Origin of the sequence: Brachybacterium sp. YJGR34, assembly GCF_003347015.1 — a bacterium.
Lineage (GTDB): Bacteria > Actinomycetota > Actinomycetes > Actinomycetales > Dermabacteraceae > Brachybacterium.
This window is the reverse complement of sequence record NZ_PNFB01000001.1, coordinates 167031-185802: the sequence shown is the minus strand read 5'-3', so window position 1 is coordinate 185802 and position 18772 is coordinate 167031. Positions and strand designations below refer to the sequence as shown.

The 18772-nt window shown below is 73.0% G+C and carries 19 protein-coding genes; 11 read left to right on the top strand and 8 right to left on the bottom strand.

Annotation, left to right across the window (positions count from 1 at the left end):
• The first annotated feature begins 4 nt into the window (after window positions 1-4).
• Together CXH06_RS00765 and CXH06_RS00760 are read left to right on the top strand one after the other, a co-directional pair.
• On the top strand, window positions 5-913 hold the full coding sequence (locus CXH06_RS00765) for a HAMP domain-containing sensor histidine kinase (protein WP_114853237.1): 909 nt from the start codon (window positions 5-7) through the stop codon (window positions 911-913).
• Window positions 914-1022: 109 nt separating this feature from the next.
• Window positions 1023-1478, top strand: a complete 456-nt coding sequence (locus CXH06_RS00760) for a DUF2087 domain-containing protein (protein WP_114853236.1) — start codon at window positions 1023-1025, stop codon at window positions 1476-1478.
• Between the two features lie 18 nt (window positions 1479-1496).
• Here the strand turns inward: CXH06_RS00760 and CXH06_RS00755 are convergent, their stop codons facing one another.
• The 3 genes from CXH06_RS00755 to CXH06_RS00745 are packed head-to-tail and all read right to left on the bottom strand — an operon-like array spanning window position 1497 to window position 4568.
• Entirely contained in the window at window positions 1497-1889 is a 393-nt protein-coding gene (locus tag CXH06_RS00755) for a hypothetical protein (protein ID WP_114853235.1), read from the bottom strand.
• Window positions 1890-1898: 9 nt separating this feature from the next.
• Entirely contained in the window at window positions 1899-2948 is a 1050-nt protein-coding gene (locus CXH06_RS00750) for an erythromycin esterase family protein (protein ID WP_114853234.1), read from the bottom strand.
• A gap of 21 nt (window positions 2949-2969) precedes the next feature.
• On the bottom strand, window positions 2970-4568 hold the full coding sequence (locus tag CXH06_RS00745) for an HNH endonuclease signature motif containing protein (protein WP_114853233.1): 1599 nt from the start codon (window positions 4566-4568) through the stop codon (window positions 2970-2972).
• A 255-nt stretch (window positions 4569-4823) separates the two neighbouring features.
• Here CXH06_RS00745 and CXH06_RS00740 point away from each other — a divergent pair, with 255 nt between their 5' ends.
• Window positions 4824-5738, top strand: coding sequence for a LysR family transcriptional regulator (locus CXH06_RS00740; protein WP_114853232.1), 915 nt, complete (start codon window positions 4824-4826; stop codon window positions 5736-5738).
• Between the two features lie 20 nt (window positions 5739-5758).
• Window positions 5759-6199, top strand: a complete 441-nt coding sequence (locus tag CXH06_RS00735; protein WP_232820135.1) for a hypothetical protein — start codon at window positions 5759-5761, stop codon at window positions 6197-6199.
• 12 nt (window positions 6200-6211) lie between these two features.
• Here the strand turns inward: CXH06_RS00735 and CXH06_RS00730 are convergent, their stop codons facing one another.
• Window positions 6212-6502, bottom strand: a complete 291-nt coding sequence (locus CXH06_RS00730; RefSeq protein ID WP_114853231.1) for a YciI family protein — start codon at window positions 6500-6502, stop codon at window positions 6212-6214.
• Between the two features lie 110 nt (window positions 6503-6612).
• Between CXH06_RS00730 and CXH06_RS00725 the strand changes: the two genes are divergently transcribed.
• A complete protein-coding gene (locus CXH06_RS00725; RefSeq protein ID WP_114853230.1) occupies window positions 6613-7098 on the top strand; it encodes a hypothetical protein in 486 nt (161 codons plus the stop codon).
• Here the strand turns inward: CXH06_RS00725 and CXH06_RS00720 are convergent.
• Window positions 7077-7862, bottom strand: coding sequence for an alpha/beta hydrolase family protein (locus CXH06_RS00720; protein WP_114853229.1), 786 nt, complete (start codon window positions 7860-7862; stop codon window positions 7077-7079). The two genes, CXH06_RS00725 and CXH06_RS00720, sit on opposite strands and share 22 nt — an antisense overlap.
• 70 nt (window positions 7863-7932) lie before the next feature.
• On the opposite strand from CXH06_RS00720, the gene CXH06_RS00715 reads away from it, so the two are divergent.
• From CXH06_RS00715 to CXH06_RS00700, 4 genes are all read left to right on the top strand, one after another.
• The gene (locus tag CXH06_RS00715) at window positions 7933-9360 is read left to right on the top strand and encodes an alpha-amylase family glycosyl hydrolase (RefSeq protein WP_114853228.1); all 1428 of its coding nucleotides are present in this window, start codon (window positions 7933-7935) and stop codon (window positions 9358-9360) included.
• On the top strand, window positions 9357-9710 hold the full coding sequence (locus tag CXH06_RS00710; protein ID WP_114853227.1) for a hypothetical protein: 354 nt from the start codon (window positions 9357-9359) through the stop codon (window positions 9708-9710). The genes CXH06_RS00715 and CXH06_RS00710 overlap by 4 nt, the downstream gene beginning before the upstream one ends.
• 130 nt (window positions 9711-9840) lie before the next feature.
• Window positions 9841-11667: an ABC transporter ATP-binding protein gene (locus tag CXH06_RS00705; protein ID WP_114853226.1), complete on the top strand. Its 1827-nt coding sequence runs from the start codon at window positions 9841-9843 to the stop codon at window positions 11665-11667.
• Complete coding sequence (locus CXH06_RS00700) at window positions 11664-13481, top strand: ABC transporter ATP-binding protein (RefSeq protein WP_114853225.1); 1818 nt, start codon at window positions 11664-11666, stop codon at window positions 13479-13481. The genes CXH06_RS00705 and CXH06_RS00700 overlap by 4 nt, the downstream gene beginning before the upstream one ends.
• Before the next feature lie 7 nt (window positions 13482-13488).
• Here the strand turns inward: CXH06_RS00700 and CXH06_RS00695 are convergent, their stop codons facing one another.
• Window positions 13489-14157, bottom strand: a complete 669-nt coding sequence (locus tag CXH06_RS00695) for a GNAT family N-acetyltransferase (RefSeq protein ID WP_114853224.1) — start codon at window positions 14155-14157, stop codon at window positions 13489-13491.
• Window positions 14158-14194: 37 nt separating this feature from the next.
• Here CXH06_RS00695 and CXH06_RS00690 point away from each other — a divergent pair, with 37 nt between their 5' ends.
• A complete protein-coding gene (locus tag CXH06_RS00690) occupies window positions 14195-14830 on the top strand; it encodes a pyroglutamyl-peptidase I (RefSeq protein ID WP_114853223.1) in 636 nt (211 codons plus the stop codon).
• A 103-nt stretch (window positions 14831-14933) separates the two neighbouring features.
• Window positions 14934-15953 carry a glycoside hydrolase family 43 protein gene (locus CXH06_RS00685; protein ID WP_157975538.1) on the top strand — a complete coding sequence of 340 codons (1020 nt, stop codon included), beginning with the start codon at window positions 14934-14936 and terminating at the stop codon, window positions 15951-15953.
• 639 nt (window positions 15954-16592) lie between these two features.
• On the opposite strand, the gene CXH06_RS00680 is transcribed toward CXH06_RS00685, so the two are convergent.
• Together CXH06_RS00680 and CXH06_RS00675 are read right to left on the bottom strand one after the other, a co-directional pair.
• Window positions 16593-17528 (bottom strand): rhomboid family intramembrane serine protease, encoded by a 936-nt coding sequence (locus CXH06_RS00680; RefSeq protein ID WP_114853221.1) that lies wholly within the window; start codon window positions 17526-17528, stop codon window positions 16593-16595.
• A gap of 55 nt (window positions 17529-17583) precedes the next feature.
• The gene (locus CXH06_RS00675; protein WP_114853220.1) at window positions 17584-18735 is read right to left on the bottom strand and encodes a winged helix DNA-binding domain-containing protein; all 1152 of its coding nucleotides are present in this window, start codon (window positions 18733-18735) and stop codon (window positions 17584-17586) included.
• Window positions 18736-18772 lie beyond the last annotated feature (37 nt).

Below are 18772 nucleotides of genomic sequence, written 5' to 3'. Positions count from 1 at the left end.
GCCCGTGAGCCCTCTCGCCCTCGCGCTGGCCGTGCTGCTGCTGGTGGTCACCGGATATCTGGTGGTCGTCCTGCGGCAGATCACGGCCATGCGGCGGCAGCTCGAGCAGCAGCTGGACGGGGATGCCCACCGCCCCGTCACCCTCGCGCTCGTGGTCCCTCCTCTCGAGCAGCTCGCCGCGCGGGTCAACGACGCCGTGCGCCGGGCGCAGGAGGCGTCGACGCGCACCCGGCGGGAGGAGCGCCGGATCCGTTCCTTCATCGCAGACATCTCCCATGACCTGCGCACCCCGCTGACCACCGTGCGCGGCTACCTGCAGCTGCTCGAGCGGACCGCACTGGACGACTCCCAGCGCGAGCAGCTGGAGGCGGCGCAGCGGCAGGCCGAGGAGCTGGGCGTCCTGGTGGACCGGCTGTACGAGTACGCGTACCTGCTCGAGGTGGACGAGAGCCTCACGGTGGAGCCCGTCGACGTCGGCGTGCTCGTGGCCGAATGCCTGCTGGGGATGACCGGCCCGATCGAGGGAGCGGGCCTCGCGGTCGAGGCCGCGCCGCCGACGGGTCTGCGCCTGGCCACGGATCGCGAGAAGCTCACCCGGATCGTGCAGAATCTGCTGCGCAACGCCGTCCAGCACGGCCGCGACACCCTCGCGGTGGAGGTCACGGAGGACGGGACGGGCGGGGTCGAGCTCCGCGTGACCAACGGTGTGGCGCCGGGCGCGGAGATCGACGCCGCGCGGGTGTTCGAGCGCTTCTACACCGCGGACCGATCCCGCTCGGGCCGCACCAGCGGTCTGGGACTGTCGATCGTCGAGGTGCTGACCGGGCAGCTGGGCGGCCGGGCCCGGGCCCGCCACGACCCGGAGGCCGGCACCCTGCAGATCAGCGTGCGGATCCCGCCGGCGACGGCATGATCAGACGGACCATGCCATTCTGGCCATCGAGCCGACCCCGACGAAAGCACCGATACCCGTGCCCTCCTCCCCTGATCACGACCTCGACACTCCCCTAAGCCGTGCCCGCATGCTCTTCTCACTGCTGGCCGTCCCGAAGCTCCGCCGCGGCGTCGCCGCGGTGCTCGCGGGTGAGGACCTGCCGGAGGATCCGAGCGTCCGCGGGCCGCTCGCGCGCCTGGACTGGCTGCCGGCGGACGGGGCCGACGGGCCCGAGGAGACCGCGGCCGTCCGAGAGATCGCCGAGGCACTGTCCCTGCTGCGCTCGGACCAGGTGATCCTCGAGGTGGGCCGGCTGGACGGCATCCCGGCCCGGGCCGAGGAGTCGCGCGCGGTGTGCGGCCGGATCGCCCGCACGGTGTTCGAGCGCCTCGGCGCGGAGCGCACGCTCAGCGAGCCGGAGCTCAACGCGGCGATCGCGATGGTCGCCGAGGACGTCGCGCTGGTGCGGAGAGACGCCGTGGACGCAGGGGTGCTGCTGCGTTCGGCCGACGGCGCCGAATACCGGCTCGCGCCGCGTCCCTGAGACACCGACCCGCGGACGTCAGCGCCGCAGGACCTCCTCGAGCAGACGCTTCCCCCGGCGGATGAACGGGGCGCCCATGACCACGAGGACCCACCACCAGCTGACATCCATCCGGACGGCGACCACGATGATGATGACCATCGGGATCACCGCGAAGGCGATCCGCCGCAGGACCTGCGCCGTCGAGAGTGTCCGTGGCGTGCTCTCCGCACTCTCCGCGGCCTCGCCGTCCGGCTCGCCGAAGGAGGGCGCCCAGCTCACCTGCTGATTCTGCTCCGAGGGCGGCGCCTCGAAGGCGGGCATGTCCCCCGAGCCCGCGACCGGTGGTTCCGGCCGGTCCCGATCCTTGCCGCCCAGCCAGGACGGGTCGCCGCCCGGCCCCCGCTCGCTGCGCCCTCCGAAGATCCCCATGCGGACACTCTAGGCACTCGCGGGCGCCGTGACATCCGCCGTGCTCCACGGGAGGTACGCGAGGGCGGCGAAGTCCGTCGAGGGACGGTTCACCTCGAAGGTCGCCCGCGACGCCTCCGGCTGGTCGAAGAGCGAGGTGTCGATGGCCCAGCCCAGGAACCGGCGAGGGCCGGGATGAGTGAACTCCTCGGTGGTGACGAATCCGGTGCCGAGCGCACGCAGCGCATCCTCGGTGGTGCCGGGTCGGATCGACGGCAGGGGAACCGCGGAGTAGTCGTCGCTTCCCGTGGAGGGATCGACCGCCCGGCACTCGCCCTCGCCGCAGAGCACGCCGACGGGGACATAGCGATCCCCCAGCACGTCGTGGAGCACGTACCCCATCGCGGGCCCGCCGAAGCTGTCGGGCGTGCGGGCGAGGTGCTCGTTGTGGGCCCAGACCACGGTGATCCCCTGCGCGGGGAGGTTCTCGAGCAGGGTGCGGGCCATGTGGACGTCTCGCCGGTGCAGCCGGGCGAGATCCGGGGCGGCGAGGTACGCGTCGGCATAGCGGCGCAGCTGGCGCGCCAGCGGGGCGGAGCAACGGTCCTCGTCGGCCTCGATGGCCCGGCAGAGGTTCTCCAGCGCCGCGACGTCCTCGCCACCGAGCATGGTGCGCGCGGCGACTGCTCGGAGCACCGGACCCTCGTGCCCCAGCGCGAGGAGGGCACGGGCCGTGAGGTAGGGCTTGGAGACGTCGAACCCGACGAAGCCGACTCCCCCTCCGATGCGCCGCAGCCTCCGCATCCCCTTGCGGATCGTGGTGGTGTTCCACAGCGAGCTGCCCAGATCCCAGGCGGCGTCGAGATCGCCCTCACCGCGCAGCGCCGCATCGACACGGCGCCCGACCGCATAGGACTCCTCGACGGCGAGCGTCGCGAGCAGTCCCCGGCGCGCCAGATCGTGGATGATCTCGAACTTCCACGCGACGGCCTCGGCGCTGCCATGGGTCGGCTCGCCGAGGCCCAGCACCCCGTTCTCGCCGAGGGCGGGCAGCAGACGATCGACGAGAGCGGCGGTCATCGGCGCATCGTCTCACCCCGTTCACGGCGGCTCGTCGCCGGGCTCTCCGGGATGTGCGCCGGGCGTCGGCGGGCCATCGCTGCTCCCGGGGCCGGCCGCGCGGCGGGGCCGAGGGCCGAGCAGGCGCGGGGTGACGGAGGTTCCGCGGGCTCCATGAGGGCTCGTCCACTGCCAGGCCCTGGGCGGGAGGCGCGGCGAGGACCTCGCCGGTCCCGTGGTGATGCCGGCCTCGGTGAGGGTCCAGCCGTGCTCCTTGAGGTAGTTGCAGCGGGCGCAGAGTCCCTGGCCGGAGGCGTAGCTGGTGGGTCCGCCCTGGTGAGCGGGGATCACGTGGTCGATGTGGCGGATCCTCGCGTTGCACCACGGGGTCCGGCAGGTCTCGTCGCGCCATCGGATCATCCGCGCCAAGCCCGTCGGGAAGACCCGGGACCGGGACTCCATCCCCACCAGCTGTCCCGTGGTGGGATGGGTGTAGAGGCGACGGAACAGCGCACCGACCTCCTCGTCGGGGTGGCGGTCCTCGTCGTGCCGACGGAGGCGCCCGGGCGGGGTGCCCAGCAGCGTGTCGGTCACGATGTGCGCCGGCAGCGTCCCGTAGCCCTCGAGCGTCGCGCTCTCGCCCTCGTCGCCGTCCAGGAGGGCGGTGTCCGTGAAGACGATCCCGACGTCCAGGCCCGGCGTGGTGCGCAGTCGCGCGCCGGTGGTCGATGTGTTCTCCGTGGTCCCGGGGTGGAGGATCGCGGCGACCAGGGCGTCGGCCTCGAGCGCGGAGACCGGGTCCTTCGCCCCGGCGGCGCGCTGGGACTCAGCCCTGGTGCGGAGGGTCCCCAGCACACCGGCGGCGTCGATGGCCCGCAGCACCCCGGTGAGGCGGGCCATGCCGTCCTCCAGCGGCGTCATCGTCACGTGCCGGGCCCGGGCGGCGCGCTCCGCCCTGTCACGGGAGGTGCCGGGTTCGAGGTGCTGGACCATCTGCCGGACCCGCGAGCGCACGTGGCGGGCTCCCGCGCCCTCCAGGATCTCGGGGTTCTCGGCGATCATCCCGTCGATGCTCCGGCAGGTCTCGGGCCGGGCGCCGTCCAGGGCGGTGGCGATGGTGGTGGCCTGCTGCGCGGTGACCGTCCCGCGCTCGAGCGCGGCCAGGGTCGCGGGCAGGTGCTCGATCATCCGCCGCGAGGCCGCCAGGGACTGCGAGGAGGATTGGGGCGAGACACGGCGGGCGAGCGCGATCTCCTGCGCCGCGGCCCGGCCCTGGTGCCGGTCCGGGAGGTCACCCTCCGCCTCGCTGCGGCGGATCCGCTGCTGCGCGGCGACCTGCCAGGCCGCATCCACCGCCGTGAGGCTCGCGCGCAGCTGCTCGATGCCCGCGAGGACGGCCAGGGACTCCTCCACGCTGCCCGGTGCCGTGTCCGGCAACGGGTCCCGCACCGAGCGGGTGGCGGTGAACGCGGCCAGGACCGCGGTGAGGAACCCCGCGAGAACGTCCCGCGCCGCGGGCCCGGCCTCGAGCGCCGTGATCCGCTCCGCGGCGGCGCCCAGCGCATCCCGCGGCGCGGGACCCCCGGCACCGGAGGCATCCGGTCCGGGGCGTCCGCTGCTCGCCGTGGGATTCTCGTCCATACCCACCACCCTATGAAGGGGCCCGACAATCGAACAGGACGGCGAGGAGCCTGTGGACGACCAGCCTGTGGGGAGGAACGGTGGACCGCGCGGACCCACGAACACTCCGCGAGAATTCCCGGTCGCGCATTCCTGTGCGACCGACGAATTCCCTCATCACCGCCCCACCAGCCGGCTCCCCACGCCATTGCGGATCGACCTCGACGTGCACAACCCCATAAGCACAGCTTGCGTTCGGCGCCTACCATGGAGGCCATGGACCCCCGCAGGCTGCTCATCTTCCGCACCGTGGTGCGCAACGGCTCGATCGGCGCCGGCGCGCGCGAGCTGGGCTGGACCCAGCCCGCCGTCTCCCAGCACCTGGCGGCGCTGGAGAAGGAGGTGGGCACCCAGCTGCTGCTGCGCTCCTCCGCCGGGATCACCCCCACCGAGGCGGGAGCGCGCCTGGCCGCGCACGCCGAGGCCATCGCGGCACAGCTGCACGCCGCGGAGGAGGAGCTCGCGGACATCACGGCGCTGCGCCGCGGTTCGGTCAAGTTCGGGACCTTCCCGTCGGCCGCGGCGATGCTGCTGCCGCCGGTGCTCGAGCACCTCGCCACCACGGCCCCCGATCTCGACGTCACCTTCGACGAGCTCGAGCCGCCGGATGCTGTCGTCGCGCTGCGCGAGGGCGAGCTCGACCTCGCGCTGGTCTTCCGCTACCCCTGCAGCGACATCGGCGACGAGGGCACCCTGGAGTGGACCCCGCTCATGGAGGATCGCGTGATGGCGGTCCTGCCCCGGGACCATCCCCGCGCCGCGGATCCCGACCTGACCCTCGGCGACCTCGCCGAGGACCCGTGGATCGCGGGCTGCGAGCGCTGTCGCGCGAACCTGCTCTCCAGCGCGCGCCGCGCCGGCTTCTCGCCGACGATCCGCCACTCGACCGACGACACGATCGTGGTCCAGAAGCTGATCATGCACGGTGGGGGCGTCGCGCTGATGCCGGAGACGGCGCTCGAGGCCGCGCCGTCGGCCGACGTCGTGGTGCGGGAGATCCCGGACCTCGACGACCGCATGATCGGGCTGCTCAACCGGCGCGGGGCCCTGGCGATCCCCGCCGTCAAGGCACTGCGGGACGCGCTCGTCGCCGAGACGAACGACCGCCTGGCCACGGCGGTGATGATCTGAACGCCCCGGCCCGCGCCTGGATGCGCCCGCTGCTCCTCCTGCTGGGCGGCGCGGTGCTCACCGTCGTGCTGCTGCTGGTCGAGCAGCGCATCGGCGCCATCGCCCTCGCGCTGTTCACCGTGTTCATGGCGTACTGGACCAGCCCGCTGCGCTCCGGGCCGCACACCTCGCTGGCCGAGGCTCGCGAGCGCGCCGGCGGCGCGGATGCGATCGTGCTGTGGGCGCCGGGCGATCCCGTCTCCGCCCGCCTCCAGACCGCCTTCCGCTCTCCGCGCGAGGACCTGATCTGGGTCAACGTCTACCGTGACCCGTCCGCCGGGGAGCTGCTCGAGGCCCACGGCGGCACCGCGGCGCTGCCGCTGGTGGTCCTCGGCGAGGACGCGACGACCGTCGCCTCTGCGGGCGCGCTGATGGACCTGCAGGAGCAGGCCCGGCGCCGCGCCGACGACGAGGGCGCCTGACGGCCGCTGGGCTCAGGCCCCGGGCAGCTCGCCGATCACGACGGTCCACTCCCGCGCCTCGCGGTCCACGATGACGCGCTCGCGGAGGAAGGGATCGCCCTCGAGCGCGGCGAGCGCGGCCTCCTCGGACTCCGCGCGGACCACCAGCAGCGCCGCGGGGCCCCCGCTGAGCGGGCCGGAGAGCAGCAGCGTCCCCTCGGCATGGAGCTCGGCGAGATGCGCGCGGTGCTCGGGCCGGAAGGTCGCGACGCGATCGACATCGTCGGTGTAGGTGTACTGGACGGCGAAGACGGACTCGGCCACGGTCTCTCCTGGCGGGTGCGGTGGAACGGGCGGGTGCCCGCGGTGCTGCCCACATCGTGCCTCATCCGCGGGGAGTGCCCGAGTGCGGTCCGCGGCTCTACGCTGACGCCATGACCACTCCCCCCGGCCACGCTCCGCCGCCCCTCCCGCCGGCGCAGCAGATGCGGCCCGAGCACTTCCCGACGAGCATCGGACGGGACGGGCGGGTGGCCTGGGTGGTGGGCTTCGCGGCCGCGATCGGCTTCCCCGGGCTCGCGATCATCGCCGCGTCCGCCGCGATGCTCGTCCTCGGCATCCTCCAGCAGGGCAAGAACCCGGTGGCCCGTGCCGTCGGGCGGCGCGCGGCGGTGTTCGGCGCGCTGTCGCTGCTCGTGACGGTGTTCTTCTTCCTCATGATCTTCGTGATCGCCCCGGCGCTGATCGACGCGGGGGTCATCGCCGACTCCTCCGCGTGGAGCGCGGCGCTCATGGTGCCGCTGGCCGTCTGGGTGGTCGTCGCCGGGCCGCTGACCTGCGTCATCATGGCGATCGTGGCGCTCGCCCGGCCCGTGACGCGCGAGCGTGCCCAGCGGGTCTACGCCGACGCCTCCCGCTGAGCGCGCAGCGGCAGCCAGTCCAGGACGTCCTGGATGCCCTCGTCCCAGAAGCCCCACTCGTGGGCGCCCGGCCGGAACCGCGCGGTGACCTCCACGCCGTGCTCCTCGGCCACGTCGAGGAAGCGGCGGTTCTGCGCCAGCAGCTGGTCCTCCGTGCCGCAGTCCAGGAACAGCGCGGGCAGCTGCTCGGCATCGGCCGCGGCGAGCAGCCCCACCAGGTCATCGCCCGATCCGGCGATCTCCTCACCACCCCAGACCCGGCGGCCCAGGGTGCCCGTCCACTCGATGTCCATCGAGGTCAGGTCGATCGCGCCGGACAGGCTCGCGGCGGCCGCGAAGCGGTCCGGGTGGTGCAGGGCCAGCTTGAACGCGCCGAAGCCGCCCATCGACAGTCCCGCCACGAAGGTGTCCTCGGGCGTCGAGGAGACGTGGAAGGTGCGCGTGACCAGCTGCGGGAGCTCCTCGGAGAGGAAGGTCCAGTAGTCCTCGCCCACCGCCTCGTCGCTGTAGAAGGAGCGCCGCACCTCCGGCATCACCACGGCGATCCCCTTCTGGGCGGCGTAGCGCTCGATGGAGGTGCGGCGCTCCCAGATCGTGCAGTCGTCGCTGAGGCCGTGCAGCAGGTAGAGCACGGGCACCCCGTCCGACGGCGCCGCGGGCGCGCCCTCCATCCCGATCCCGGCGGCGGCCTGGGGCATCAGCACCACCATCGAGATGCCCATCCCGAGGGACTCGGCGAACAGGTCGGTGCGCATGCGGATCATCGGCGATCACTCCTGGGGTGCGACGGGACATCTCGGGCCCATTCAACACCGTCGCCCCTACGATGACGGCATGAACCACCACGCCGCCCCGTCCTGGATCCGCGATGCGATCTGCTGGCAGGTCTACCCGCTGGGGTTCTGCGGCGCGCCACGGCACCGCGAGGACCTGGGCGGCGAGGGCTACGGCGGGGCCGACGGGGAGAACGTGGTGCACCGGCTGCGCCGCCTCGAGGGCTGGCTCGACCATCTGCTGAGCCTCGGCGCGAACGTTCTGCTGCTGAACCCGATCTTCGACTCCGTCTCCCACGGCTACGACACCCTCGACCACCGCCGGCCGGACCCGCGGCTCGGCGACGAGGAGGACGTCGACGCGCTGATCGCCGCCTGCCACGAGCGCGGCATCCGCCTGGTGCTGGACGGGGTGTTCAACCACATCTCCCCGCTGCACCCGGTGGCGCGGCGCGCGATCGCCGCCGGGCCCGACAGCGAGGAGGGCGCTCGCCTGCGCTGGGCGGGCCGCAGTCCCTACGGCTTCGAGGGCAACGAGGACCTGGTGGAGCTGAACCTCGCCGACCCGGTCGTGCAGGACCGGATCGTGGAGGTGATGTCGCTCTGGCTGGACCGCGGGGTCGACGGCTGGAGGCTGGACGCGATGTACGCCGCCGGGGCCGAGGCCTGGGCGCCGATCCTCCAGCGGGTGCGGGCCGCGCATCCCGAGGCCTGGATCCTGGGGGAGGTCATCCACGGCGACCGCCCGGCCTTCGCCGCCGCCTCCGGGGCGGACTCGATCACCCAGTACGAGCTGTGGAAGGCGATCTGGTCCTCCCTGCACGATCACAACCTCTTCGAGCTCGCCCACGCGCTGCGCCGCCACCAGGACGCCCTCGCGGCTCCGGGCGGCGCCCATCCGCTCACCTTCGTGGGCAATCACGACACCACCCGCATCGCCTCCCAGCTGTCCGACGGCCGCGACCTGGCCGTCGCGTACGCCCTGCTCGCCCTGCTGCCCGGCGTGCCGACCGTCTACGCCGGGGACGAGTTCGGCGCCATCGGCGTCAAGGAGGAGCGCCCCGGCGGCGACGACGCCGTGCGCCCCTGGTTCCCCGGCAGCCCAGAGGAGGTGCTCGCCGCCGACGACGACGCGGCACATCCCCACCACCTGACCCTCCTCGCGCCCTCCGCCGCGCCCCGCATCCTCGAGGCGCATCGGCGCCTGCTGGGCCTGCGCCGTCGCCTGCCGTGGCTGGCCACCGCCGCGGTGCACGTGGACGAGGATGCGCTCGAGAACACCTGGGCGCAGGTCGTGCTGAGCCCCTCGGACGGCGAGGACGCGGCGGCGCTGATCCTGGTGCTGAACCTCTCCGACCAGGCACGGCCGGCTCCGGGCGAGGTGCTCGAGGCGGTCAGCGGCGCGGACCTGCTCGACGGCGTCGGCCCCGCGCAGCCCGGGACGGTCCCCGCGCACGGCGCGGCCCTCGTCGTAGGCTCGGGGGCATGAGCATCGCGATCAAGCCCGCCGAGTCCGTCAGCACCGCCCCCGTCGTCGCCGCCGGGCTGATCGGCGGGTGGCTGACCGCCCGCGAGACCGGCGTGCGGCCCCTCGGCGGCGTGGTGCTGGCGGCGGCCGGGCTCTACGCGGGACGCACCTGGCTGGCCCGGCGCGGGCCGGCCACCACGGCGGCGCTGGGCGCCACCTACGTGCTGGGCTTCGGCCTCTCGCATCCGCTGGCGAAGCGGATCGGCCCCTGGCCGGCGGTCCTCACGGTCACCGCCGCGGCCGCCGGCGCCGCCGCGCTGCTCTCCGACGCCGCCTACGACGACTGGTCCCCGGCCGACGCGGAGGGCTGACGCCGGGCCGCGCGCCGGAGAGCGGCACGCGGTTTCCGCGATATCCGTAGGAATCGTCCGATGAGTTGACTAGGCTAAGGGTTCGGCCCCGAACGTCGGGGCCCCCTTCATCCCCTGAGGTCCACTCCCCATGCTCGGCACCATGCGCCGTCTCTGGCAGACGGTCCGTCCGATCCGCTTCCGTCTCTACCTCGGCCTGCTCAGCGCCCTCACCGCGTCGATCGTGGCGCTGATGATCCCGCAGGTCCTCGAGTTCATCGTCAACCGCCTCGAGACCGATGCCACCGCCGCCACCATCTGGACCGGCGGCGCGGTGGTGCTCGCCCTGGGCATCGTCGAGGCCACGCTCATCTGGCTGCGCCGCACCTTCGCGGTCGCGCCCTCCACGATGGTGGAGAAGCAGATCCGCGTGAGCTTCTACGAGAAGGTCCAGAACATGCCCGTCTCCTTCCACGACGGATGGGGCTCCGGGCAGCTGCTCTCGCGCATGATGAGCGACATCAACCAGATCCGCCGCTGGATCGCCTTCGGCATGATCATGGCGGTGACCAGCTCCGTCACCATCATCGTGGGCATGGTGCTGCTGGTGCGCTCCTCCGCGATCCTGGCGCTGATCTTCTTCGTCGCCGCGGTGCCGGTCTCGATCATCGCCTACCGCTTCAACCGCGAGTTCTCCGTGCTCTCGCGTCGTTCCCAGGACCAGAACGGCGACCTGGCCACCACCATCGAGCAGTCCGTGCAGGGCATCCGCGTGCTCAAGGCCTTCGGCCGCGGCCCCACGGCGCTCGAGGGCTTCACCGAACAGGCCGAGGAGCTGCGGCAGACCGAGGTCCGCAAGGCCACCTCCATCGCCCGCTTCGACATGTTCATGTTCATGCTGCCCGAGCTCGCGCTCGGCGTGGCCCTGCTGGTGGGCCTGAACCTGACGGCCAACGACCAGATCACCACCGGCCAGCTCGCCTCCTACTTCGCGACCGCCACGCTCGTGGTGGGCCCCGTGCGCATGCTCGGCATGCTGTTCGGCCAGGCCGTCAACGCCACCACCGCGCTGGACCGCCACTACGAGGTGATGGACGACGCGAACAGCATCACCTCGCCGGAGAGCCCCGTCGAGGTGTCTCCCGCCGCGTCCCGCGGCGCCGTGAGCCTCAGCGGGGTGCACTTCCGCTACGAGGACGCCCCCGACCACGTCCCCGACGTGCTCGACGGCGTGGACCTCGAGATCCGCCCGGGCGAGACCATGGCCCTGGTGGGCGTGACCGGCAGCGGCAAGTCCACGATGCTGCAGCTGCTGCCCCGGCTGTACGAGGTCACCGGCGGCTCGATCACCATCGACGGCGTCGACGTGCGCGACATGGACCTCATCGCCCTGCGCACCCTCACCGCGGTCGCCTTCGAGGACGCCACCCTGTTCTCCGACTCGGTGCGGGACAACGTGCTGCTGGGCGCCGATCAGTCCCTGCCCGCCGAGGACGCCGAGGAGCTGCTGCACCTCGCGCTGCGCACGGCGGACGCGACCTATGCCTACGACCTGCCCGAGGGGGTCGACACCCGCATCGGCGAGGAGGGCATGAGCCTCTCCGGCGGCCAGCGCCAGCGCCTGGCCCTGGCGCGGGCGATCGCGGCGCGACCCGCCGTGCTGCTGCTGGACGATCCGCTCTCCGCGCTGGACACCAAGACGGAGGAGACCGTCACCGCCCGTCTGCGCGAGGTGCTCGCCGGCACCACCACGCTGATCGTCGCCCACCGCACCTCGACCGTGGCCCTCGCGGACCGCGTCGCGCTGCTCGAGGACGGGCGCGTGGTCGCCGTCGGCACCCATCCGGAGCTGATGCGGACCTCCGCCCGCTATCGCTGGGTGATCGCCAACCAGGAGGAGGAGAAGCGCCGCGACCAGGACATCGAGACGCTCACCGGCGAGCTCGAGCTGCGCGCGATCCAGGAGGAGGGCCGATGAGCACCGTCACCGCCCAGCCGGCACAGAACGACCCCGAGGACGAGACCTACACCGCGGCGGACAACAAGGCCTCCTCGAAGCGCTCCATGGCGCTGCTCGGCGAGCTGATCTCACCGGTCAAGGGCCAGTTCGTGCTGATGGCGATCATGGTCGTCATCGCCCAGCTCGCCGTCGTCGCCGGTCCCGCGATCATCGCCTGGGGCATCGACGTCGGGCTCCCCGCGCTCGAGGACGGGGACCCCTCCAAGGCGATCCAGGCCTCCGCGCTCGCGGTGGGCGCGGCGATCGTCGGCGGTGTGCTGACCTTCGGGTACGTGCGCCAGTCGGTCGTGGTGGGCCAGCGGATGCTGCTCGCGCTGCGCCGGAAGGTCTTCCGCTTCACCCAGCGCCAGGACCTCGAGTTCCACGAGTCCTACACCTCGGGCCGCATCGTCTCGCGGCAGACCTCGGACATGGAGGCGCTGCGGGAGCTGCTGGACTCGGGCGTGAACGTCATGGTGGGCGCCTCGCTCTCGATGGTGTTCACCATCGTGCTGATCGTGTCCATGGACCCGGTCACGGGCCTCGTCATGCTCGCGATGCTGATCCCCTGCGTGGTGCTGACCATGTGGTTCCAGAAGCGCTCGCGCATCGAGTACCGCGCGATCCGCACCCACTCGGCGCGGCTCATCGTGCACTTCGTCGAGGCGATGGCCGGCATCCGCGCGGTCAAGGCCTTCCGCAAGGAGGAGCGCAACCAGGCCGAGTTCGACACCCTCGCCCAGGACTACCGCGACGCCTCGATGCGCTCGATCAACGTCTTCGGCATCTACCAGCCCGCGCTGCGCGTGCTGGCGAACGTGACCATCGCGGCGGTGCTCGTCGTCGGCGGATTCCGCGTGCTGAACGGGGACCTGCAGGTGGGCGTGCTGGTGGCGCTGGTGCTCTACTCCCGGCGCTTCTTCCAGCCGATCGACGAGATCGCGAACTTCTACAACGCCTTCCAGTCCGCGGTGGCCGCGCTCGAGAAGATCGCGAACCTGCTGGCCGTGCAGCCCACGGTCAAGGAGGCCAAGCAGCCCACGGCGCTGCCCTCCTCGGACGGGCAGGTCGACTTCGAGGACGTCTCCTTCCGCTACACCGAGGACGGCCCGCTGGTCCTGCAGCCGATGGATCTGCACATCCCGGCGGGGCAGACGATCGCCCTGGTGGGCCAGACGGGTGCCGGGAAGTCCACGGTCGCCAAGCTCATCGCGCGCTTCTACGACGCCACCGAGGGCCGGGTGACGCTGGACGGCGTGGACCTGCGGGACCTCTCGATGGAGGACCTGACCCGCAACATCGTCATGGTCACCCAGGAGGCGTACCTCTTCTCCGGGACCGTCGCGGACAACATCGCGCTGGGCAAGCCCGGGGCGAGCCGTGAGGAGATCGAGCGGGCCGCCCGCGCGATCGGGGCCGACGAGTTCATCGAGAAGCTGCCCTACGGCTACGACACGGACGTCAACAAGCGCGGCGGCCGGGTCAGCGCCGGTCAGCGCCAGCTGATCTCCTTCGCGCGCGCCTTCCTCGCCGATCCGCGGGTGCTGATCCTCGACGAGGCCACGAGCTCGCTCGACATCCCCTCCGAGCGCATGGTCCAGGAGGGCCTGACCCGCCTGCTGGGCCAGCGCACCTCGCTGATCATCGCCCACCGCCTGACCACCGTGATGATCGCGGACCGGGTGCTGGTGGTCCACGGCGGCGAGGTGGTCGAGGACGGCTCGCCCACCGAGCTGGTCGCCGCCGGCGGCCGCTTCGCCGCGCTGTACCAGGCGTGGCAGGACTCGATGTGAGACGCGCTCAGGCGCCGAGCATCGCCCGCAGCGCCGGGGTGAGCCCCTCGACCTCGACGGGCACCTCCGGCCGGCGGAAGGTCTCCGGGGTGGCCAGGAAGCGCTGCTCCGGGACCACCTGACCGCGCTCCGTGGACATCTGGGTGCCGTTCTCGACGTAGCCGCAGGCCCGCGAGACACCGAAGGACGGGGCATTGCCCATCACCGCCGCGGACTCCGCGCGCGTCGCCCCGAGGTGGTCGAAGGCGAGGACCAGCATCGCCTGGCGCATGAGCTTCCCGTAGCCGTGGCCGTGCGCGTCCAGCGTGAGCCAGGAGCCCGAGCGCACGGTGCGGAGCTCCGCGAAGCGGTCGGCGCTGACGTCCTGGCAGCCGATCATCCGCCCGTGCGCCCACACCCCGAGGGGCATCGACCAGGACTCGGGCCCCAGGGCGCTGCGCAGCCGCCACTGGAACTGCAGCGCCCCCTGCACGCGGGCCTCCGCATCGGTGCCGTACCAGCCGAAGACCTGCGGGGACGCGGGGTCCTCGAAGATCGGCCGACGCAGCAGCTCGGCGTACTCGGGCAGGTCCGCGTCGGCGATCACCCGCAGGGTGAGATCACCGGCGCGGACCGCGAGCCCGAAGGGCGGATAGACCGCGGCGAGGTCGGGGGCGAGGTCGAGGCGTGACGACATCGCCCCAGGGTAGACGCTCGCTCCCTAGGCTGTCCCCATGACCACCGACGTGCTGCTGACCGGCTTCTCCCCCTTCGACGGCGCGGAGCGCAACGAGTCCTGGGAGGCGGTCTCCCGCGCCGCGCCCGCGCTGCGGGAGCGCGGGACCCGGGTCGAGGTGCTCGAGCTGCCCGTGGTCTTCGGCGCCGCGGGTGATGCCCTGGCCGAGGCGGTGCGCTCGCTGCGCCCCGCCGTGGTGCTGGCGACGGGCCTGGCCGCGGGGCGCACGGCCATCACCCCGGAGCGGGTCGCGATCAACCTCCGCGATGCGCGGATCCCGGACGAGGCGGGGGCGAGCCCCGTCGACGAGCCGGTGGTGCCGGGCGGCCCGGTCGGCTACTTCTCGACCCTGCCGCTCAAGGCGATGGTCGCCGCCCTCGCGGCCGACGGGGTGCCGGGCGCGGTCTCGCAGACCGCGGGCACCTACGTGTGCAATGACGTCTTCTACCGCCTGCAGCATCTGCTGGCGACGGACCCGTCGCTCGCCGGAGCGGGGATCCGGGGCGGCTTCGTCCACGTCCCCGCGGCCGCGCAGATCGAGGTCCCCGTGACCGCCGCCGCGCTCGCGGGCCTGGTCGAGGTGGCGCTGCGCACCGAGGTCGATGCCGTGCTCGCCGGCGGCGCCGAGCACTGACGCCGCGGGCTCCCCGGCCCCGTGGGACACCGTTGACACGTCCAGAATTCTCACGTGGAATGCACAGGTCGGGCAGAGCCGCTCGATGTCGACGACCCTCAGGATGATGATGTCCCCTCTGCCGTTCCGCCCCTCCCGCCGCGCCGCGATCGCCGGCGGCGCCCTCTGCCTCGCGGGTGGTGCCGGCCTCGCGCCCGCACACGCCCAGGCCGGCTTCCGCAACCCGGTGATCGCCGCCAACCACCCCGATCCGGGGATCCTGCGCGTCGGCCAGCGCTACTACCTCTACTCCACCGCCGGCGCAGCGGGGAACATGCCCGTCCAGGTCTCGCCCGACCTCGTCCACTGGAGACTGGCGGGCGACGGACAGCCCGTGATCGCGCCCTGGTCCCGGAGCGGTCGGCACTGGGCGCCCGAGGTCATCGAGGTGGACGGGCGCTTCCACGCCTACTACACGGCCTGGGAGCGGGCCACCGATCGGCAGTCCATCGGCGTCGCCGTCGCGGAGCGACCCGAGGGCCCCTTCGTCGACACGGCGGAGACCCCGCTGCTGTCCACCCCGGAGGAGGGCGGTTGCATCGACGCCTCCCCCTTCCGCGACGACGAGGGCACACTCTGGCTGCTGTGGAAGAACGACGGCAACGCCGCGGACCAGGACTCGTTCCTGTTCGCCCAGCGCCTCACCGAGGACGGCCTCTCGCTGCAGGGCGAGCGCACGCAGGTCCTCGAGCGCGACCAGGACTGGGAGATCTACACGATCGAGGGCCCCGCGATCATCGCGCACGAGGGGCGCTACTACCTGTTCTACTCCGCCGGGGAGTACTGGAACGAGACCTACGGGGTGGGCGTCGCCGTCGCGGACGCCGTGGAGGGCCCCTGGGTGAAGCTCTCGGACCAGCCCGTGCTCTCGGTGAACGACGTCGCCGCCGGACCCGGCCACGGCATGCCCGTGCGCGCGGAGGACGGCATCTGGTACGTCTACCACGCCTGGCACCCGGACCACATCGGCGAGGACCCGGGCCGTCAGATCTGGCTGAGCCCGGTCACCGTCGAGGACGGGTCCGTGCGCATCGCCGGCCCGTCGGTGGACAACCCGGCGCGGCCCGCGATCTCGCGACCCTGATCCGCTGATCGATCGCCGCGCGGCACCGGCCCGCATCTCCCGCTGAGGCATGCCGGTGCCGCGCCGCATCGCGCTGTGCACAAGCGCGGTCCACAACCGGCCTGCGGGCGGCCCGGCAGGGGTGCCGGCGCTCCGTCCACAGAAGTTATCCACAACGCACTCCACATCGGTGGAGGAATCACAGCCGTGTAGTTCCGCAGGTGCGAGGCTCGTCCCGGGCGTGTCGTCGTGACCTCCCCGTGATCCCGGCCGTCCGCCGCGGCGGGTCGCCGCGCGCCGAAGGCTCCCCGACGCGCCAGGCATCACTGCAGGTCAGCGGCCTGCGCAGACACGGCGCGCCGTCGTCGATGCCTCCGCAGTCCGAAGAACCCGCTGGCTGGAGCGAGATCCGCGCGGGGAGCGCGTCGCCGTCGACCCGACCCTCACCCTCTCGCTGTCCCCACCGTCCGTCCACATCGGACGCCCGGTTGTCCACAGCGAGATGGCACTATCCCCATCAGGGCCACGAGTTATCCCCATCTCCGTCCACATCTGGGGAAAAGCACAGCCGTGTAGTTCGCGCCGTGGCGCTCCACCCCCGACGACGAACGGGCCGGGGCAGCTCCCGCCGCCCCGGCCCGTCCCCTGATCGGCCCTCCCTCAGAGGGCCAGCACGCTCAGCGCCTTCAGCGTGATCAGCACGATGCACAGCCCGAAGGCCGCCGCGATCACCGCGGCGTGCAGCAGCGCCGAGCGCCGGGCGAGCGCCTGACGGTCCGCCCCGGGCGTGGCCCGGGGGCGCAGCGCGAACATCGCCGCGGTCACGGCGGCGCCCACCACGAGGCCGCCCAGGTGCCCCTGCCAGGAGATGTTGGGGACGGTGAAGGTGATGACGATGTTGATCGCGATGAGGACGGCGATCTGCGCGGTGTCCCGGTTCATGTGCCGGTTCACGATGAGCATCGCGGCGAAGAGGCCGAACACGCCGCCGCTCGCCCCGAGCGTCCCGGTCACCCAGGCCTGGCTCATCGGATCGGCCAGCACGTACACCGCGGTGTGCCCGCCCAGGACCGAGGCGAAGTAGATGCCCGCGTAGCGGGCGCGGCCGAGGGTGGGCTCGAGGTACTGGCCCACGATCCACAGGGCGTACATGTTCAGCCCCAGGTGCAGGATCCCGCCGTGGAGGAAGGCGGCGGTGAAGAAGGTCCACGGCATGGCCAGCGCGCGGAAGGGCGCGAAGAGCCCCAGCTGCTCGACGATGCCGGGGGCGACCATCTGCCCCAGATAGCCCAGCACGCACAGCGCGATGATCGTGTAGGTGACGTAGGGGGTGCGGCTCCCCACGCCGCCGCCCATGGCATTGCGGGGGCGGGCGGAGGCCTGCTGCCGCGAGATCTCGCGCTCGCAGTCCACGCAGAGCACGCCCACCGAGGTGGGGCGCTGGCACTCCGGGCAGGCCGGGCGGTCGCAGCGCTTGCAGCGCACGTAGCTCACCCGGTCGGGATGGCGGGGGCAGACGGGCGGACTCTGGGGGCCCGGCGACCCCTGGGGGTCGTGGCCGTCCTCGGCGCTGTAGCCGTAGCTGGGGCGTTCCATGTCCGCCATTCCATCACGGCCGCCTGCGCCCCACCGGGGACCGGGTCGGCGGGGCTCAGGGCGCGGTGTACGGGAAGGCCGCGAACAGCGCCTCGAAGCGTGCGTGCTGCCGCTCGCTGATCGGCCGCAGGGGCGTCAGCGCGACGGAGCGCCGACCGGGCCGGCCCGTGCGCGTCCAGGTCCCCACCACCTCGCCGCGGCGGAGGGCGGCGCGCTGGAACACGCCGTTGTTGCCGGGCACGAGTGCCCGATGGCGCTCCGGGTCCATCAGGTAGAGCCGGTCGCGGTAGCCGAGCACGAGCTCGTCGAAGCCCGGCAGGAGCAGCTCGCGCATGCTCTCCTTCTCCGCCGCGGCGTACTCCTCGAGCAGGCCCGGTCGCCACCAGAGCTGCTCACCGTCGCCTCCGCGGGCCCGGTCCGCCGTGGCGTGGAGGCGCCCGTCGCGCCCGGCGTAGCCGCTCTCGAGCCGCCCCCGGACCTGCTCGATCGCGGGGCGCAGTGTGCGCAGCGGCAGCTTGGACCACCAGGCCAGGTCCTGCACCGAGGCCGGGCCGTGGCTGGTGAGATAGCGCAGTGCGAGCTCGGCGGCGGCAGCGGTGCGGTCCCCGCCGAAGGCGCCCTCGAGGTCCGTCCCGGGCGGGAGCCAGGCGTCGGCCAGGACCACCGCCGTCTCCTGCTCGCGCCACGGGCCGTAGACGGCGTGCCCGAGCATGATCAGCTCGACCAGCAGGTGGTATCCGCGCCCCTGCCCGGTCGCGATCCCCGCCTCCTCCCACGCCGCGAGCAGGTCCCGGCGCAGCACGCCCCGCCCGCGGCCACGCTCCGAGTGCGGGGCCGCGAGCTCCGCGAGCACCTCGGCGGCGCGGTCCACGTCGCGCTCCTCGATCCCGAGGGCGCCGCGGCGGGCGATCGCCGCGCGCAGCGGCCCCGCCGCGCAGAGGTCGGTGAGCCAGGCGACCGTGTCCGCGGCGACGGCGAAGACGGTGCCGCGCATCGGGTAGCCGCGCACCACCTCGCCGCGGTCCACGGCGGCGAGCACCTCCTCGAGACCCCCCGCGCTGCGCAGGGCGAGGGAGGCCATCACGCCCGGGGCGTCCTGGCCCTGATGGGCGACGAAGGAGCGTGCCACCTCGACGGGGGTGGCGCCGACGGGGCCGGCGAGGCCCTGGGCGCGGATCCGGGCACCGGCGAGATGGCGGGGCGTCATGCACGGAGCGTACGGCGCCGGGGCCCCGAAGTCAGGT